The organism is Streptomyces sp. NPDC043812 (assembly GCF_056436245.1).
On record NZ_JBWKCY010000002.1, the window covers coordinates 1 to 16,178 of the forward strand.

General features: G+C 71.4%; 15 protein-coding genes and 1 pseudogene. 6 read left to right on the plus strand and 10 right to left on the minus strand.

The features are described 5' to 3' along the window. Positions 1 to 343: 343 nt before the first annotated feature. On the minus strand, positions 344 to 1,363 hold the full coding sequence (locus AC067Z_RS02665; RefSeq protein WP_478788036.1) for a beta-propeller fold lactonase family protein: 1,020 nt from the start codon (positions 1,361 to 1,363) through the stop codon (positions 344 to 346). A gap of 1,243 nt (positions 1,364 to 2,606) precedes the next feature. Next, positions 2,607 to 3,998 carry an NAD(P)/FAD-dependent oxidoreductase gene (locus tag AC067Z_RS02670; protein ID WP_478787601.1) on the minus strand — a complete coding sequence of 464 codons (1,392 nt, stop codon included), beginning with the start codon at positions 3,996 to 3,998 and terminating at the stop codon, positions 2,607 to 2,609. Positions 3,999 to 4,085: 87 nt separating this feature from the next. On the opposite strand from AC067Z_RS02670, the pseudogene AC067Z_RS02675 reads away from it, so the two are divergent. Next, positions 4,086 to 4,969: pseudogene (locus AC067Z_RS02675) on the plus strand (aminoglycoside phosphotransferase family protein). Positions 4,970 to 4,994: 25 nt separating this feature from the next. Then, positions 4,995 to 5,465: an N-acetyltransferase family protein gene (locus AC067Z_RS02680; protein WP_478787602.1), complete on the plus strand. Its 471-nt coding sequence runs from the start codon at positions 4,995 to 4,997 to the stop codon at positions 5,463 to 5,465. Positions 5,466 to 5,601: 136 nt separating this feature from the next. On the opposite strand, the gene AC067Z_RS02685 is transcribed toward AC067Z_RS02680, so the two are convergent. Beyond that, complete coding sequence (locus AC067Z_RS02685) at positions 5,602 to 6,600, minus strand: zinc-binding dehydrogenase (protein WP_478787603.1); 999 nt, start codon at positions 6,598 to 6,600, stop codon at positions 5,602 to 5,604. Between the two features lie 46 nt (positions 6,601 to 6,646). Next, entirely contained in the window at positions 6,647 to 7,831 is a 1,185-nt protein-coding gene (locus AC067Z_RS02690; RefSeq protein WP_478787604.1) for an FAD-dependent oxidoreductase, read from the minus strand. A gap of 119 nt (positions 7,832 to 7,950) precedes the next feature. On the opposite strand from AC067Z_RS02690, the gene AC067Z_RS02695 reads away from it, so the two are divergent. Further along, positions 7,951 to 8,628: a pentapeptide repeat-containing protein gene (locus tag AC067Z_RS02695; protein WP_478787605.1), complete on the plus strand. Its 678-nt coding sequence runs from the start codon at positions 7,951 to 7,953 to the stop codon at positions 8,626 to 8,628. 94 nt (positions 8,629 to 8,722) lie between these two features. Here the strand turns inward: AC067Z_RS02695 and AC067Z_RS02700 are convergent, their stop codons facing one another. The 4 genes from AC067Z_RS02700 to AC067Z_RS02715 form a co-directional block, all read right to left on the minus strand. Continuing rightward, positions 8,723 to 9,223, minus strand: coding sequence for a hypothetical protein (locus AC067Z_RS02700; protein WP_478787606.1), 501 nt, complete (start codon positions 9,221 to 9,223; stop codon positions 8,723 to 8,725). Positions 9,224 to 9,236: 13 nt separating this feature from the next. Next, positions 9,237 to 9,728, minus strand: a complete 492-nt coding sequence (locus AC067Z_RS02705) for a hypothetical protein (protein WP_478787607.1) — start codon at positions 9,726 to 9,728, stop codon at positions 9,237 to 9,239. A gap of 399 nt (positions 9,729 to 10,127) precedes the next feature. Then, positions 10,128 to 10,748 (minus strand): response regulator, encoded by a 621-nt coding sequence (locus tag AC067Z_RS02710; protein WP_478787608.1) that lies wholly within the window; start codon positions 10,746 to 10,748, stop codon positions 10,128 to 10,130. Further along, entirely contained in the window at positions 10,745 to 11,896 is a 1,152-nt protein-coding gene (locus tag AC067Z_RS02715) for a sensor histidine kinase (RefSeq protein ID WP_478788037.1), read from the minus strand. The genes AC067Z_RS02710 and AC067Z_RS02715 overlap by 4 nt, the downstream gene beginning before the upstream one ends. 275 nt (positions 11,897 to 12,171) lie before the next feature. Here AC067Z_RS02715 and AC067Z_RS02720 point away from each other — a divergent pair, with 275 nt between their 5' ends. Both AC067Z_RS02720 and AC067Z_RS02725 read left to right on the plus strand, forming a co-directional pair. Then, entirely contained in the window at positions 12,172 to 12,711 is a 540-nt protein-coding gene (locus tag AC067Z_RS02720) for a GlcG/HbpS family heme-binding protein (RefSeq protein WP_478787609.1), read from the plus strand. 96 nt (positions 12,712 to 12,807) lie between these two features. Next, positions 12,808 to 14,196 carry a M1 family metallopeptidase gene (locus AC067Z_RS02725; protein ID WP_478787610.1) on the plus strand — a complete coding sequence of 463 codons (1,389 nt, stop codon included), beginning with the start codon at positions 12,808 to 12,810 and terminating at the stop codon, positions 14,194 to 14,196. 63 nt (positions 14,197 to 14,259) lie between these two features. On the opposite strand, the gene AC067Z_RS02730 is transcribed toward AC067Z_RS02725, so the two are convergent. Further along, a complete protein-coding gene (locus AC067Z_RS02730; protein WP_478787611.1) occupies positions 14,260 to 14,835 on the minus strand; it encodes a TerD family protein in 576 nt (191 codons plus the stop codon). A gap of 166 nt (positions 14,836 to 15,001) precedes the next feature. On the opposite strand from AC067Z_RS02730, the gene arfB reads away from it, so the two are divergent. Then, complete coding sequence (arfB, locus tag AC067Z_RS02735; RefSeq protein ID WP_478787612.1) at positions 15,002 to 15,439, plus strand: alternative ribosome rescue aminoacyl-tRNA hydrolase ArfB; 438 nt, start codon at positions 15,002 to 15,004, stop codon at positions 15,437 to 15,439. A gap of 19 nt (positions 15,440 to 15,458) precedes the next feature. Here arfB and AC067Z_RS02740 read toward each other — a convergent pair whose 3' ends face one another. Next, entirely contained in the window at positions 15,459 to 16,013 is a 555-nt protein-coding gene (locus tag AC067Z_RS02740) for a flavin reductase family protein (protein ID WP_478787613.1), read from the minus strand. Positions 16,014 to 16,178: the final 165 nt, after the last annotated feature.

Consider the following 16,178-nt stretch of genomic DNA (forward strand, 5'->3'; position numbering starts at 1 on the left):
CTACGAGCGCAAAGCCGAGCACTTCCTCGCCTTCACAAGCATCGCCTGCACCCTCATCTGCTACCGCAGACTCGCCAAATGAGATGACTTCTTAGGCAGCCACCATGGGGCGAGCCTCGAAGATCGGGGCCCACATCGGGCTGTTGCGGGCAGGTCCAGAGACTGCCCGAGTCGCGGGAAGCTTACGGGCCCCGATCTCTCGCCCCATGGCAGCTCCCGCCCAAAGCCGCTCCACCGCCCTTGACTGAACCACTCCGGCGTTTTGGACGGTCTGCCCCCGGCGCACCGAAGATGCGCCGGGGGCAGGTGGATGCGGGGTGTGCGTCAGGCCGGCACCCACGTGTTACTGGTGGTTGGGGCGGGGTTGGTGGTCGGGGACGTAGCCCTGGGGGCCCGGTCCGTAGTTCACCATCGCGATCGCCACCTCGAGCGGAGCGTTGCCGACGGTGACGGTGTCGACGACTGTGTTGGTGGTGGTGTCGATCACCGACACCGTGTCGTTGCCGTTGTTGGCGGTGTAGGCGCGGGTGCCGTCCGGGGACACCGCCACCGCGAACGGAAAGCTGCCGACGGTGACGGTGTCCACGACCGTGTTGGTGGTGGTGTCGATCACCGAGACCGTGCCGTCGTCGAGGTTGGTGACGTAGGCGCGGGTGCCGTCCGGGGACACCGCCACACCTCTGGGAGCGTTGCCGACGGTGACGGTGTCCACCACGGTGTTCGTCGAGGTGTCGATCACCGAGACCGTGTCGTTAGCGGTGTTGGTGACGTAGGCGCGGGTGCCGTCCGGGGACACCGCCACATCTCTCGGATCGGTGCCGACGGTGACGGTGTCCACGACCGTGTTGGTGGAGGTGTCGATCACCGACACCGTGCCGTCGCCTTGGTTGGTTACGTAGGCGCGGGTGCCGTCCGGGGACACCGCCACCCCGAACGGGCCGTCGCCGACGGTGACGGTGTCCACCACCGTGTTCGTCGAGGTGTCGATCACCGACACCGTGCCGTCGCCGTTGTTGGTGACGTAGGCGCGGGTGCCGTCCGGGGACACCGCCACCGCGAACGGAAAGCTGCCGACGGTGACGGTGTCCACGACCGTGTCGGTGGCGGTGTCGATCACCGAGACCGTGTCGTCGCCGTTGTTGGCGGTGTAGGCGCGGGTGCCGTCCGGCGACACCGCCACCCCGACCGGGAAGTCGCCGACGGTGACGGTGGCCACGACCGTGTCGGTGGAGGTGTCGATCACCGACACCGTGTTGCCGCCGCCGTTGACGACGTAGGCGTAGGTGCCGGGCGGGACGGCATGGGCGGACTGCGGGGCGGCCATGGTCAGGGCCAGCCCGGCCACCAGCACCAGCCCGGCCACCAAGCCCCGCAGCCCACCCCACCGCCGTCGACGCCCCCCGGAACCAGCCGGCACCGGCGACACGGGGTCGTCCTCCGCCCCCGGACACCCCTCGACATGACGAACAGTCATGAAATACCTCCCACGAAGCCATAGACCCACCCACCACACCGGCACCCCAACAGGCACCAGCAGAACGGATAGATCATGACATCTGAGGTCAATAAATATGATTATCGACACACTCGCTGGCATGCACCGTCCAGCGCCACCGGTAGTGGACCTGATGGCCGCGCTGGAGGAGGGCATGAGGACGGCGCGAGTCCCGCGCGGGATGCAGATTGCTTGCTTCCGAAATCGAACCGGTGCCCCCATAGGGCTTGCGGGGCCTCACTGCAGGCGGCAGCGACGACGACGGCGGCGGCGGGTCTGGCGGTTCGGCCCGGTGGTCAGCGGAGCTGCTGTACAGCAGTGGAGTGCAGCAACCATGACGAGCGCCGCCGACCTTCAATGCACCTATGGGGCTGAGCCGCCAGCCCGGCAGACCTCAGCGACCGCCCTGCCGATAGTTCGCATCGAGGGGGCACTCTGACATCTAGTGCTGACATCAACGACGGCGGACAGCAACAGCATTGAGCGGCCGTCAGAGGCTCCGTCGCCCTTGGCGCGTCCAGGCGCAACGGCGGCCCGATTGAACTTGTAAAGCGGGGGTCGTCGGTTCGAACCCGACAGGAGGCTCCAGCGAGAAGACCCCCAACCGATCATGGTTGGGGGTCTTCGACATCCACGGCCGACATGGCAGGTCTACGGGCCCCGATCCCTCGCCCGTGGCAGCTCCCGCCCAAAGCCGCTCCGTAAGTTGTTCAGCGGTCCGGGAGAGTCGGGTGTGGCTCTAAAGCCGCTTGCCCACAGGTGGCTCCGGTGGAGTGGCCGCCCGACTCTCCGGGACGCCCTGGCCGCTGATTGAGATGTGCGCATTGGTCGCTGTTTACGGAGCTGACGGCGGGTGTTCCTCGGACCGAACGGCATGCTGCCTGACGCTGAGGAGAAGCACATGGCCGAGCATCTGACCCGGCTCTGGGTCGGGATCGACGCAGGCAAGGCCCATCACTGGCTGGCCGCGGTCGACGACACCGGGGCAACGATCTGGAGCAAGAAGACTCACAACGACGAGACCGCGATTCTGACCGCACTCGGCGAGATCCTCGCCCTCGGCCCCGGACACCTCGTGTCCGGGGCCCTCGGTGCTCCCCGGGGGAGGACGTCAGTGGCGGCCCGAGATCTTGTCCGCCCATGTGGCGACGCGGTCCGTCGTCGGCATGTGGGCGGTGGCCTCGCGGTGGTCGGCCCTGCGGTAGGCCGCGTACAGCGTGTGGACGCCGAGCCAGCGCAGGGGTTCGGGCTCCCACCTGCGGACCTTGTGGTTCACCCAGGGCAGGGCCGTGAGGTCCGTGGGGCCGGACTGGCCGGAGTCCTGCTGGATCAGATCGCGCAGGGTGCGTGCCGCGAGGTTGGCCGTCGCGACGCCGGAGCCGACATAGCCGCCGGCCCAGCCGAGGCCGGTGGCGCGGTCGAGCGTGACAGTGGCGCACCAGTCGCGGGGCACGCCGAGGACACCGGACCAGGCGTGGGCGACGTCGGTGCCCGCGAGCTGCGGGAAGAAGCGGATGAGGATCTCGCGGAGGGCGTCGATCGTGGCGGGCTGGGTGCGTCCGTCGTTGTCGGTCTTCGAGCCGTAGCGGTAGGGCACGCCGCGACCGCCGATCGCGATGCGGTCGTCCGCCGTGCGCTGCGCGTACATGTAGGCGTGGGCCATGTCGCCGAGGGTCTCGCGGCCGTCCCAGCCGATCTCGGACCAGATGTGCCCGGGCAGCGGTTCGGTGACGATCATCGAGGAGTTCATGGGGAGCCAGGTGCGGTGCTGGCCCTTGAGGGACGCGGTGAAGCCTTCGGTGCAGCGCAGGATGTAGGGGGCGCGGACCGTGCCGTAGGGGGTGACGGCGTGCTTCGGTCTGATCTCGGTGACCGGGGTGGACTCGTGGATGGTGACGCCGAGCGCTTCGACGGCGTCGGCGAGGCCCTTGACCAGTTTGACGGGGTGGATGCGGGCGCCGTGCGGGGTCCAGCTGGAGGCGACGGCGCCGGTGATGCGGATGCGTTCCGCGGTCTCCCGCGCGCCGTACAGGACGCGGTCCTTCTCGCCGAAGGCGATGTCGACGGCGTGGAAGGCCTTGAGGCGGGCGAGCTGGGCAGGGGTGTGGGCGATTTCGAGGACGCCGCCCTTGTGGATGTCGGCGTCGATCTTCTCGTCGTCGGCCACCCGGATGACTTCGTCGACGGTGCCGTTCATCGCCTGTTGGAGGCGGACTGCGGCGTCGTGGCCGTGGAGTTTCGCGTAGCGGTCGCGGCCCGCGATGCCGTTGTAGAGCCAGCCGCCGTTGCGCCCGGAGGCGCCGTATCCGCAGAACCTGGCCTCCAGCACGGTGATGTTGAGGAAGGGGACGGCCTTCTTGAGGTAGTAGGCGGTCCACAGGCCGGTGTATCCGCCGCCGACGATGCAGACGTCGGCTGTGGTGTCGCCGGGGAGGGGTTCGCGGGGGGCGGGCGTGCCGTCCTGTGCGTACCAGAACGATATGCCGCCGTTGACGGTGCTCATGTGGGTTGCTGCTTCCCTGCCGGTGGGGTGCGGGCGTTGGCGGGAATTTACTGCTCCGAGCCCGTTTCCGCGACGTACGATCCCGGCGTGATCGACATTCCGGATGAGCTGGTCGCGTCGTTGGTGGGGTACGGGGAGGAATCCGGGCGGGCGTTCGCGGCGGCGCTGCCGGGGCGGGCGGCACAGTTCCTGGAGCGGTGGGGGCTGGAGGTGTCCGGCCCGTCGATGTACGGACAGTTGTCGCTGGTGCTGCCGGTGGTGCGTACGGACGGGACGCACACGGTGCTGAAGCTGCAGCAGCGCGACGAGGAGACCGACCGTGAGTGGCTGGCGCTGCGCACCTGGGGCGGGGACGGGGCCGTCCGCCTGCTGGCGCACGACGTGGACTCGGGGACGCTGTTGCTGGAGCGGCTGGGCCCGGGGCGCCATCTGTCGTCGATGGCGGACAGCCGTGCGGCGACCGCGGTGCTGGCGGGGCTGCCGGCTCGGCTGTCGTCGGTGGCGGCGCCCGGGGGGATGCGGAGGCTGGGGGACGTCGCGGGCCGGATGCTGGAGCGGGTGCCCGCGGCCGCCCGGCGGCTGGCTGCTGAGGACCATCGGCGGTTGCTGAGGGACTGTGCGGCGGCGGTGCGGGAGGTGGCGGGTGAGCCGGGGGACCGGCTGCTGCACTGGGATCTGCATTTCGACAACGTCCTGGCCGCGGAGCGCGAGCCGTGGCTGGCGATCGATCCGAAGCCGTTGGCGGGGGATCCGGGTTTCGAGCTGCTGCCGGCGCTGTGGAACCGGTCGACGCGGAGGAGACGGTGTGGCGTTTCGACCTGATGACGGAGGTCCTCGGGCTCGACCGGGAACGGGCGCGGGCGTGGACGCTGGGCCGGGTGCTGCAGAACGCGCTGTGGACCGTCGAGGACGGCGACGACGAGCTCGACGCGTGGCACGTGTCCATCGCTCGGTCGCTGCTGGCACGGTAGGCGGGCGTCAGGGCAGGCTGGGGGCATGATTCGTACTGCTACGCCTGCCGATGTGCCGGTGATTCACGAGATGGTGCGGGAGCTGGCCGAATACGAGAAGGCCCTGCACGAGGCGAACGCGACCGAGGAACAGCTGCGCGAGGCGCTGTTCGGGGAGCGGCCCGCCGCGTTCGCGCACATCGCGGAGACCGACGAGGGCGAAGTCGCCGGATTCGCGCTGTGGTTCCTGAACTTCTCGACGTGGCGCGGGGTGCACGGGATCTATCTGGAGGACCTGTACGTGCGGCCGCAGCTGCGGGGCGGGGGCCACGGCAAGGAGCTGCTGACGGAGCTGGCGCGGATCTGTGTGGCGCGGGGCTACGAGCGTCTCGAATGGTCGGTCCTTGACTGGAACACCCCGTCGATCAACTTCTACAAGTCGCTGGGTGCGAAGCCGCAGGACGAGTGGACGGTGTACCGGCTGACCGACGGGGCGTTGGCGGACCTGGGGGCCTAGGCGGCCGGGTGGGGGTTCCCGGAGGAGCCAGGGCCCCCACCATCTGCGATGCGTCCCCTCGGCCCTGGCGGGCCGGGGGGACGCATGCTTCTGACGCCGCTCTGATCCTCGAAATCGCCCGGACAGGGCCTGGACGTCAGCTATGGGGGATCAGGACGACCTTGCCGACGGTGCCGCGGGTCTGGAGGGCGTGGTGGGCCTCGGCGGCACGGTCGAGGGGGAAGCGGGTGACCGCGGGGCGCAGCCGGCCGGCGCCGGCCTCGGCGAGGGCGTGCGTCTCGAGCGCGCGCAGGCCGCCGGCCTTCTCGAGCATGGCCGGTCCGAGGACGCCTTCCGAGGTGATGCCGCGGTCGGCGAGTTCCTCGTCGGTGAGGACCGGTGGCGGGTCCGTGAAGCCCTGGCTGGACCATCCGAAGACGATGTTCCGTCCGCCCTTGCCGAGGAAGCCGGCCGCGGTGCGCGCGATGTCGCCGCCGACGGAGTCGTAGACGACGGTGGCGCGGCGGTCGCCGAGGTGGGCGCTGACCTGCTCGGGCCAGTCGGGGAGGGTGTAGTCGACAGCGAGGTCGGCGCCGTTGGCGCGGACGCGGGCGGTCTTGTCCGGGCCGCCCGCGAGACCGATGACGCCGGCGCCGGCGTTCTTGGCGTACTGGACGATCAGCGTGCCGATGCCGCCCGCGGCGGCGGGGACGATCACGATGTCGTCGGGGCCGAGGTCGGTGTACTGGAGGACGCCGAGGGCGGTGCGGCCGGTGCCGATCATGGCGACCGCCTCTGCGGGGTCGAGGTCGTCGGGGATCTCGTGGAGCCGGTCGGCCTCGGTGACGGCGAGTTCCGCGTAGCCTCCGGGGTTCATGCCGATGTGGGCGACGACGCGCTTGCCCAGCCAGCCCGCGTCGGTGCCCTCGCCGAGCCGGTCGACGGTGCCCGCGACTTCGCGCCCGGGGACGGTGGGCAGTTCGACGGTGACCGGGTAGGGGCCCTGCACGCCTTCGCGCAGCGCGGCGTCGAGGAGGTGGACGCCCGCGGCGGCGACGGCGATCCGTACCTGGCCGGGGCCCGGTACGGGGTCGTCGACGGTCTCGTACGTGAGGTTCTCGGCGGGGCCGAAGGCGTGCAGGCGGATGGCGTGCATGGTGTGGGCTCCCTCGTGATCGGGTCGTGGGGCCCACTGTTCAACCTCAAGTGTGCTTGAGGTCAAGCCGGTTGCGAACGGGCGGGCGGCTGCTGCCGCGCAGGGCGAGCGAGGCGGCCTCCAGGCCGCTGTTGAACGACACCTCGGAGAGCAGACCGGGTGCCGCGACCTGGTCACCGGCGAGGTAGGCGCCGTTGCCGCGGTCGATGGCCGGCCGGTCGCGCCAGGTGGTGCCGGGCAGGTCGACGGCCCCGGTACGGCCGTGGGCCAGTGCTTCGCGACGCCATTCGGTGCGCTCGCGCCAGTCGGGGAAACCGAGGTCGAGCAGGGCCTCGGCGTGGATGATCCCGTCCGCCTTGGACCGGTCGGGGGCGATGGGGAGTTGGCCCTGGATGAGCGACTGCCCGGCGGGCGCGAGGGACGGGTCCTGTGCCGTGAAACGTTCCAGCCAGCCGGGGGCGTCGAGGTCGGAGACGACGAACTGGTCGCCGCGCCGGGTGCGCAGGGCGAGGTCGATCAGCGTGGTGCGGCCGCCGGTCCAGCGCAGGGTGTCGTCGCCGAGGAGCCGGCGTGCGGCGTCGAGGGAGGTGGCGACGATCACGGGGCCGTGGCGCTCGGGCAGGGCGTCGACGCGGGACGTGGTCTCGATACGTACGCCGAGGTCCCAGGCGCGGGCCGCCATACGGTCGATGACCTGGCCCCAGCCGCCGCGCGGGTAGTGGGCCTCGGGCGGCAGTGCCGTCGCGCGGCGCAGCCGTTCCTGGACGAACGCGGCGGACAGGGAACCGGGGTCGTGGTGGAAGAGCGCGACGCCGACGTAGTGCGCTGCGGCGCGGGCCGCCTCCTCGCCGGCGATGCCGGTGGCCCAGCTCAGGAAGTCGCTGTCGACGGGGGCCCGCTCGGCGGGGCGGCGGGTGATGCGGAGCATGCCCAGCGGCGGGACCCTGCGCAGGGCGCCGTTCCGGCGGAAGCGGAACCTGGCGGCTTCCAGCGGCGGCAGCGCGGCCATCGGGCCGAGCAGATCGCGTTGTTTCAGCCAGGTCCAGTGGGGGCCCCGGTGGTAGAGCGCGTGAGGGCCGTCGTTGGTCCTGTACGGGCCCTCGGCGGTGCGGGCGCGGCCGCCGAGGGTGTGGTGCGCTTCGTACAGGGTGACCCGGGCGCCCGCTTCGGCGGCGGTGATGGCCGCGGTGAGGCCCGCGAGGCCGCCCCCGATGACCGTGATCTCCTGCATTGCTTCTCTCCTCGGAGCCGGGATCGTGCTCACTCACGGATGTGACGGATCGCGGGCGGCGATCCGTGACATCGATCGGGCCGAGGGGCGATGTCAGTGGTGCACGTCACTATGAGGACATGGTGAAAGCGCGTGGGAAGAAGACGGCGGCGGCACGGGTGACGGAGGTGCGGCTGCCGCCGCTGACTCCTTTCGGGGCCGGGGAGCTGGAGCCGGACGGGGACTACGACGGGGTGGAGTTCGCCGGACTCGATCTGGGCGATCAGGACGGGGCGGGGGCGCGCTTCATCGACTGCGCGCTGCGGGAGTGCGCGCTGGACGGTACGGCGCTGGTGCGGGCCCGGTTCGTGGACAGCGTGCTGGAGGGCGTCCGGGGGGTGGGGACGGATCTGGCGGGGGCGTCGCTGCGGGATGTGGAGGTGACGGACGCGCGGCTGGGCGGGGTGCAGCTGCACGGAGCGGCTCTGACGGGGGTGCTGCTGAAGGGAGGAAAGATCGACTATCTGAATCTGCGGGAGGCGAAGCTGACGGATGTCGTCTTCCAGGGGTGCGTGCTGTCGGAAGCGGACTTCTCGGGGGCGCAGTTGGAACGGGTGGAGTTCCGTGACTGTGTGCTGCGGAGGGTGGACTTCGGTGCGGTGCGGATGAAGGACGTGGACCTGCGGGCGGCGGCGGAGTTGGACATCGCGCGGGGTGTGGAGCGGCTCGCGGGCGCGGTGATCAGCACGACGCAACTGCTGGACCTGGCACCGGCGTTCGCGGCGCAGATCGGGGTGCGGGTGGAGGACGTGGAGTAAGGGGGCGTTCGACGGGGCCGGGGGTGCGGGCGTCCGGAGCGACCGGCCGGGCGTGGGACGGGGCGTGGGACGGGCGTGGGACGGCTTCGCCGGGTCAGGCCGTGCGCGGGAAGCGGGCCTGGAGGTCCCAGATCGCGGGGTTGTCGGCGAGCCCTTCGTGCATGTCGGTCAGGTCGGCGATCAGGTCGTGGAGGAAGTCGCGTGCCTCGCGACGCAGTTCGCCGTGGTTGAAGGTGAGGGGCGGCTCGTCGCCGGGCATCCAGTCGGCCTCGACGTCGACCCAGCCGAAGCGCCGCTCGAAGAGCATGCGGTCGGCGGACTCGGTGAAGTCGAGCTCGGCGTGCTGCGGCCGGGCGGCGCGGCTGCCGAGCGGGTCACGGTCGAGCTGCTCGACGATGTCGCACAGGGCCCACGCGAAGTCGAGGACGGGCACCCATCCCCAGGCTGTGGACACTTCCCGGTCCGCCTTGGTGTCGGCGAGGTAGACGTCGCCGCAGAACAGGTCGTGACGCAGCGCGTGCACGTCCGCGCGCCGGTAGTCGGTCTGCGGGGGGTCGGGGAAGCGGCGAGAGAGGGAGTAGCCGATGTCGAGCACGTAGGTGATGGTGTCATGCCCGGTGACGCCGGCAGTACGACCAGGTGACGGCCGTCAGCAGGGCAGGGACGGCGAGCAGCGGCGCGAAGGCGAAGCCCCAGACGGTGTTCGCGGTTGCCGACATGTACGTCCGGCTCTCGACGGTGAAGAGAACGACCACCTGCGACAAGGCGAAGACGATCGACAACACCGAAGCGGTCCGGGCGACCATGGCCAGGGTCCGGGGCGAAAGCGGCTGCCACCGGTCGGTGACGAGGAGAAGGGGGAACAGAGCGGCAAGTTCGGAGAGCACGGCAAGACCGACGACGTAGGCGACGCCCCAACCCGGGATGTCGAACACCTCGCGCAGCACCTGCTCGCTGTAGCCGACGTAGATCCCGCAGGCCATGGCGACGCGCCACAGACCGGAGGGCAGGGCGCACAGGGCGATGGCGTGCGCGGCCCGCCGGGCCCAACGGGGCGCGGGAGGGACGGCCGGTGCGCCGACGGTGGTCGATGTGTCCATGGCGTACACAGTGGCCGGGGCGGTGGGGGCTCCGCCTCGTCCGGTACGGCGGACCTGCTCCGCCGCGAGGCGGAGGGGGGCGGCCCTGGGGTCGCACAGCGCGCCCTTTGCGTTGCGCCCCGCCCGGCCCGGCCCGCAACGCAGCCCCGGGGTCGAGCGCCCCGGCCGTGGTGTGGCCGCGACGCAAGTCCCGCGCACGGGCCCACGGGCACGCAACACGCAGACCCCGGGGTCGCACAGAGCGCCCGGTGCCGAGCGCACCCCGGCCCGCGAAGTGGCCCGCAGCGCAGGCCCCGGTGCCGAGCGCCCCGCCCGGCCCGCGAAGTGGCCCGCAGCGCAGGCCCGAGGTCGAGCGCCCCGCCACCCGCAATGCAGGTCCCTGCCCCGCGACGCCGTCGCTCACGGCAGCAGCCGCTGCTCCTTCGCCACCGCCACCGCGCCCGCGCGGGTGTCGACGCCGAGCTTGGCGTAGATGCGGCCCAGGTGCGTCTTCACCGTCGCCTCGCTGATGAACAGCGCGCGGGCGATCTCCCGGTTGCCGAGCCCGCGGGCGAGCTGGCCGAGGATGTCCCGTTCCCGCTCGGTCAGCGAAGGGGCGGCCGCGCCCCGCATGCGGTCCATGACCCGGCCTGCGACCGGCGCGGAGAGCGCGGTACGGCCTTCGGCGGCCGCGCGGATCGCGGCGAACAGTTCCTCGGGCCGTTCGGCCTTGAGCAGATAGCCCGTCGCCCCGGCCTCGATCGCGCGGGTGATGTCCGCGTCCGTGTCGTACGTCGTCAGGACCAGCACATGCACCTGTGGCGAGGCGATACGGCGGGTCGCCTCCACGCCGTCGATGCCGGGTCCGAGCTGAAGGTCCATCAGGACGACGTCCGGTGTCAGTTTGGCGGCCATCGCGACCGCCTCCTCGCCGCTGCCCGCCTCGCCGACGACCTCGATGTCGGGCTCACTGCCGAGGAGCGCGAGCAGCCCCGCGCGCACGACCACATGGTCGTCGCAGAGCAGGATCCGGACCGTCATGACATCTCCAGGGGGATCGCGGCCGAGAGCACGGTGCCCTCGCCCGGCGTCGACTCGACGGTCAGGGTGCCGCCCAGCTGGTGGACACGTGCCCGGATCGCGGGCAGGCCGTGGCCGCGTACGCCCTGAGGGCTCTCGCCCGGCGGCTCGCCGGGTGTTTCACCGGGTGTCCTGCTGGTGTCGAACCCGCTGCCGTCGTCCGCGATGTCGAGGACGACCTGGTCGTCGAGGTAGGTCAGGGTCACGGCGGCGGTGGTCGCGTTCGCGTGCTCGCGCACGTTCGCCAGCGCGCCCTGCGCGATGCGGACCAGCGCCGACTGCACCCGGTCGGGCAGGGCGACCGCCGTGCCGTCCACCCGGAAGCCCGCGGACTCGCGCGCGGCGACCGTGCGCAGCGCCTCCTCCAGGCTGCCTCCCTCGGCGAGGTCGGCGGGAGCCAGGTCGTGCACGAAACGGCGCGCCTCGGCGAGGTTGTGCTCGGCGATCGACTCGGCGGTGCGGACATGGCGGCGCGCGGCCTGCGGATCGACGTCCCAGGTGCGGTCGGCGGCCTGCAGCAGCATCTGCTGGCTGGACAGACCCTGAGCGAGCGTGTCGTGGATCTCCATGGCGAGGCGCTGGCGTTCGGCGAGGGTGCCCTCGCGGCGTTCGGTGGCGGCCAGTTCGCGGCGGGTCCTGATCAGGTCGTCGATCAAGGCGCGCTGGCGGGTCACGAGCCGTTCGGCGTGGACGAAGACGGCGGTGGCGATGGCGGCGACGGCCGGCGGCGCGAGGACGAGATTGGGGTCGAAGCCGCCGTGCGCGAGTTCGAGCTGCGCGGCCACGACGAACACGGTGAGCAGCCCGACCAGCACGATCGCCGCACGCATCGGCAGCGTGCGCAGCCCGGTGTAGAACAGCGGCACCGCGCACCAGGCGAAGCTGGGCGCGAGGACGACCAGCACCATCCAGACCGTGACGACGGTGAACAGCCAGGGCCGGACGAACCGGCGGGGTGTGGCGCGCGGACCGAACACCGGCCCGAGGACGTACAGCAGGGTGAGCGCGGCGGACAGGCCGATGATCCAGGGGGAGCGGATCTCCCAGGGGTGGCGCAGCAGATAGCGGGCGAGGGACGCGCCGAGGAGGAGGAAGAACGCGGCGTGCATGACCCGGGCCAGCCAGCGGGCGTCGGGGTCCTGCTCGTGCACCGTGCACTCCTTCTCGCGGGGGTCCCAGCGGACCGTGGCCCGGGCGTACGCATCCATCGTGACCCGGCCGGACCAGGGCGGCATCAACCGATCGGTGGACACGCCCGTCGTCCGTCATGGGCGGCAGCCGCAGCCGGACCGTGGACCGTACGGGACCGGGGGCGGCCGGAGGATCGATGGCAGAGAGCGCAACACCTCCTCCATCCCCTTCCGGCCTCCCAAGGAGTCACCTCATGAAGAAGATCCTCGTCGGTGCCGCCACCGCCGCTGTCGTCGCCGCCGGTACGTTCGGCGCGGTCTCCGCCAGCGCGTCCGCCCCGGCCGCCGGGACGAAGGCGGCCGTCACCGCCGACGCCGCGGACCGCAACCTGCAGCAGTCCACGCATCTGACCGTCGCGGCCGCCACCAAGGCCGCGCAGGCGACGCTGAAGGCCGCCGAGCAGGAGAACCAGCGCATCACCGTCGCCGTCGTCGACCGCAACGGCAACACGATCGTCACGCTGCGCGGCGACGGCGCGGGCCCGCAGTCCTACGAGTCGGCGGAGAGGAAGGCCTTCACCGCCGTGTCCTGGAACGCGCCGACCTCCGAGCTCGTCAAGCGCCTGGAGCAGGCCCCGAACCTGAAGGACATCCCCGGCACCCTGTTCCTGGGCGGCGGCGCCCCGGTCACCGTCAAGGGCGCCCCCGTCGCGGGCATCGGCGTGGCGGGCGCTCCCAGCGGCGACCTGGACGAGAAGTTCGCGCGCGCCGGAGTGGCCGCGCTGAGCCGCTGAGCCCTGACCCCTGAGCCACGGCCCACGTCGGCCGGACCCGTCCGGCGTCCTATGCAGGGCGCCGGACCGGTCCGGCGCCCTGCATAGGATCACTGTGTGGATCCGCGCGCACATCCCCGTACCGCCGCCGCCCTCGCGACCCTGCTCCTCGCGGGCTGTACGGCCGGCGGCGGCGCGGGCGTGCAGGGCGAGCCGGGGGCCGCGGGGCTGCGGGACCCGTACTTCCCGAAGCTCGGCAACGGCGGTTACGACGTCGAGCACTACGGGCTGACCCTCGACTACGACCCGGCCACCGGCCGTCTCGAGGGCACCGCCAAGCTGACCGCACGCGCCACCCAGGACCTGAGCGCCTTCCATCTCGATCTGCACGGACTCACCGTCGAGAGCGCGAAGGTCGACGGCCGGGAGGCGGCGTCGAACCGGGCCGGCGACGAGCTGACCGTGCGGCCGCGCCAGGACATCGAGGACGGTGCCCGTTTCCGTACGGTCATCCGTTACGCGGGTGTTCCGCAGGCCCTCACGGACTCCGACGACTCGCGCGAGGGCTGGCTCAGAACCCCGGGCGGGGCCATCGCCGTCGGCGAGCCCGCCGGTTCCGCGGCCTGGTTTCCCGGCAACCACCACCCGTCGGACAAGGCCACGTACGACATCACGGTCACCGTCCCGCAGGGGGTCCAGGCCGTCTCCAACGGCGAGATGACCACCGAGCGGACCAGCGGCGGGCGCACCACCCGCACCTGGCGGACGACCGAGCCGATGGCCGGTTATCTGGCGACGCTCGCTGTCGGCGATCTGCAGGTGACGACGGGCCGCACCGCGTCCGGGCTGCCGGTCGTCACGGCCGTCGATCCCGAGGTGGCGACGAAGAGCGCGAAACTGCTCGGCGAGATCCCCGCGTACGTGGAGTGGTGCACGGAGAGGTTCGGACCGTATCCGTTCGCCTCGGCCGGGGCGATCGTCGTGCCGGACGACGAGCTCGGCTATGCGCTGGAGACGCAGACCAGGCCGGTCTTCCCCGTGGATCAGTTCGACGAGGCGACCCTGGTGCACGAGCTGGCGCACCAGTGGTTCGGCAATTCGGTCTCGCCCGCGTCATGGCAGGACATCTGGCTGAACGAGAGCTTCGCGACCTACGCGGAGTGGATGTGGCTGGCGGACCACAAGGACGTCCCGGTCGAGGAGAGCTTCGACGAGGCGTACGAGGACAAGGAGAACTGGGCCTTCCCGCCCGGGAATCCGCCGGGCCCCGAAGAGCTGTTCGCCGCGCCGGTCTACGGGCGCGGGGCGATGGTCCTGCACCAGGTCCGCAAGGCGGTCGGCGACGACGCCTTCTTCAGGATCGTGCGCGGCTGGGCGGCGGAGCACCGCCACGGCAACGCGTCGACCGACGACTTCACCGCGTATGCGGAGCGGGAGTCGGGCAAGGACCTGACCCGGGTGTGGGACGCGTGGCTCTACGGGGACGGGAAGCCGGACGCGGCCTGAGAACGGCGGGGCCCCGGCCGTGTCGGCCGGGGCCCGTCGTGCTGCTCCGTGGCGAAGTCCTCGTCAGAGGTTGACGCCGAAGTCGCGGGCGATGCCCTCGAGGCCGGAGGCGTAACCCTGGCCGACCGCGCGGAACTTCCACTCCGCGCCGTTGCGGTACAGCTCGCCGAAGACCATGGCGGTCTCGACTGCGGCGTCCTCGCTCAGGTCGTAGCGGGCGATCTCGGCGCCGCCGGCCTGGTTGACGATGCGGATGTAGGCGTTGCGCACCTGGCCGAAGTTCTGCGAGCGGGAGACCGCGTCGTAGATGGAGACCGGGAAGACGATCTTGTCGACGTCGGCGGGCAGCCCCGCGAGGTTGACGTTGATCTGCTCGTCGTCGCCGCCGCCCTCGCCGGTGCGGTTGTCACCGGTGTGGACGATGGTCTGGTCCGGCGTCGACTTGTTGTTGAAGAAGACGAAGTGGGCGTCGGAGGCGACCTTGCCCGCGGGGTTGACCCCGATCGCGGAGGCGTCGAGGTCGAAGTCCGTGCCGGTGGTGGTGCGGACGTCCCAGCCGAGGCCGACCGTGACGGCGGTCAGGCCGGGCGCCTCCTTGGTGAGCGAGACGTTGCCGCCCTTGGACAGGCTTACTGCCATTGGGAAGTCCCCTTCATTTCGTGTGTGCGGGCTCCGAGTCCTCCCGAAGCTACCGTCATCCCCCATAACGCGGGCAGGGGACTGTCAGGTTCCACGACGGAGGAAGACCGGGGAAACCGGGCCGCGGCCGAAAAGCGGGTGACGTCGTCCGCCCGGGCACGGGACCATGGGTGTCATGTCCGGGCCCTACATCATCCGCGGCTCGGTCTCCCTGCCGGAGGCCGAGCTCCTGTGGCGTTTCTCGCGGTCGTCGGGTCCCGGCGGCCAGCACGTCAACACCAGCGATTCGCAGGTCGAGTTGCGCTTCGATCTCGCGAAGACCGAAGCGCTGCCACCGGTGTGGAAGGAGCGCGCGCTGGAGCGGCTCGCGGGCCGCCTGGTGGGCGGAGTGATCGCTGTACGCGCTTCGGAGCACCGCTCGCAGTGGCGCAACCGCGAGACGGCGGCGGTGCGACTGGCGGCGCTGCTGGCGGAGGCGACCGCGCCACCGCCCCGCCCGCGCCGCCCGACGAAGATCCCGCGCGGGATCAACGAGCGCCGCCTGCGGGAGAAGAAACAGCGCGCGGAAACGAAGCGCGGCCGCTCCCCCCGCGACTGGTCCTGACGGGCGCGGAGCCCCGGCGTCAGCCCAGGTGGCGGTACCGGCCCTTGAAGTACGCCAGCGGGCCAGATTCGCCCGTCTCCAGGCCCACCTTCAGCACGCGCGCGACAACCAGCGTGTGGTCCCCCGCCTCCACCCGCTGTTCCGTGCGGCACTCGAGCGTCGCCAGTGCGCCCTCGATCAGCGGGGCTCCGCACACCTCGCCCCGTTCGAAGGGCAGGTCCTCGAACAGCAGTCGGTCGCTGATCCTGCCCTTCATCGCGAAGCGGCCCGCGATCTGGCGCTGCGTCTCGCCGAGTACCGAGACGCCCCACAGGGGCTGCTCCGCCAGCAGGTCGTCCATGCGCGAGCCGTTGCGCAGGCTCACCATCACCAGCGGCGGGTCGAGCGAGACGGACAGGAACGCCGTCGCGGTCATGCCCACGTCCTCGCCGCGCGGCCCGTGGTCGTCGTCGCGCGCGGTGACGAGCACCACGCCTGCCGCCAGGCGGGACATGGCGGCGCGGAACTCCTCGTTGCTCACCCCCTCAGCATGGGGGATGCCGGTGGCCGCGGGGGAAGGGGTCGTCTGCAACACACGAGGAACGCTAGACCCCGTGGTTCCGCCCGCACATCGGGCCGGGGGACCAGCCGGGTCCTAGGTCTCCCGGTCCGGGCCTCGCCGCGAGCACCGGCGTTCCGCAACGGATTTGCGCTACGTTCCGCAGTGGTTGTGCGTTCAAGAAAGCGACAGGTTTCCCGT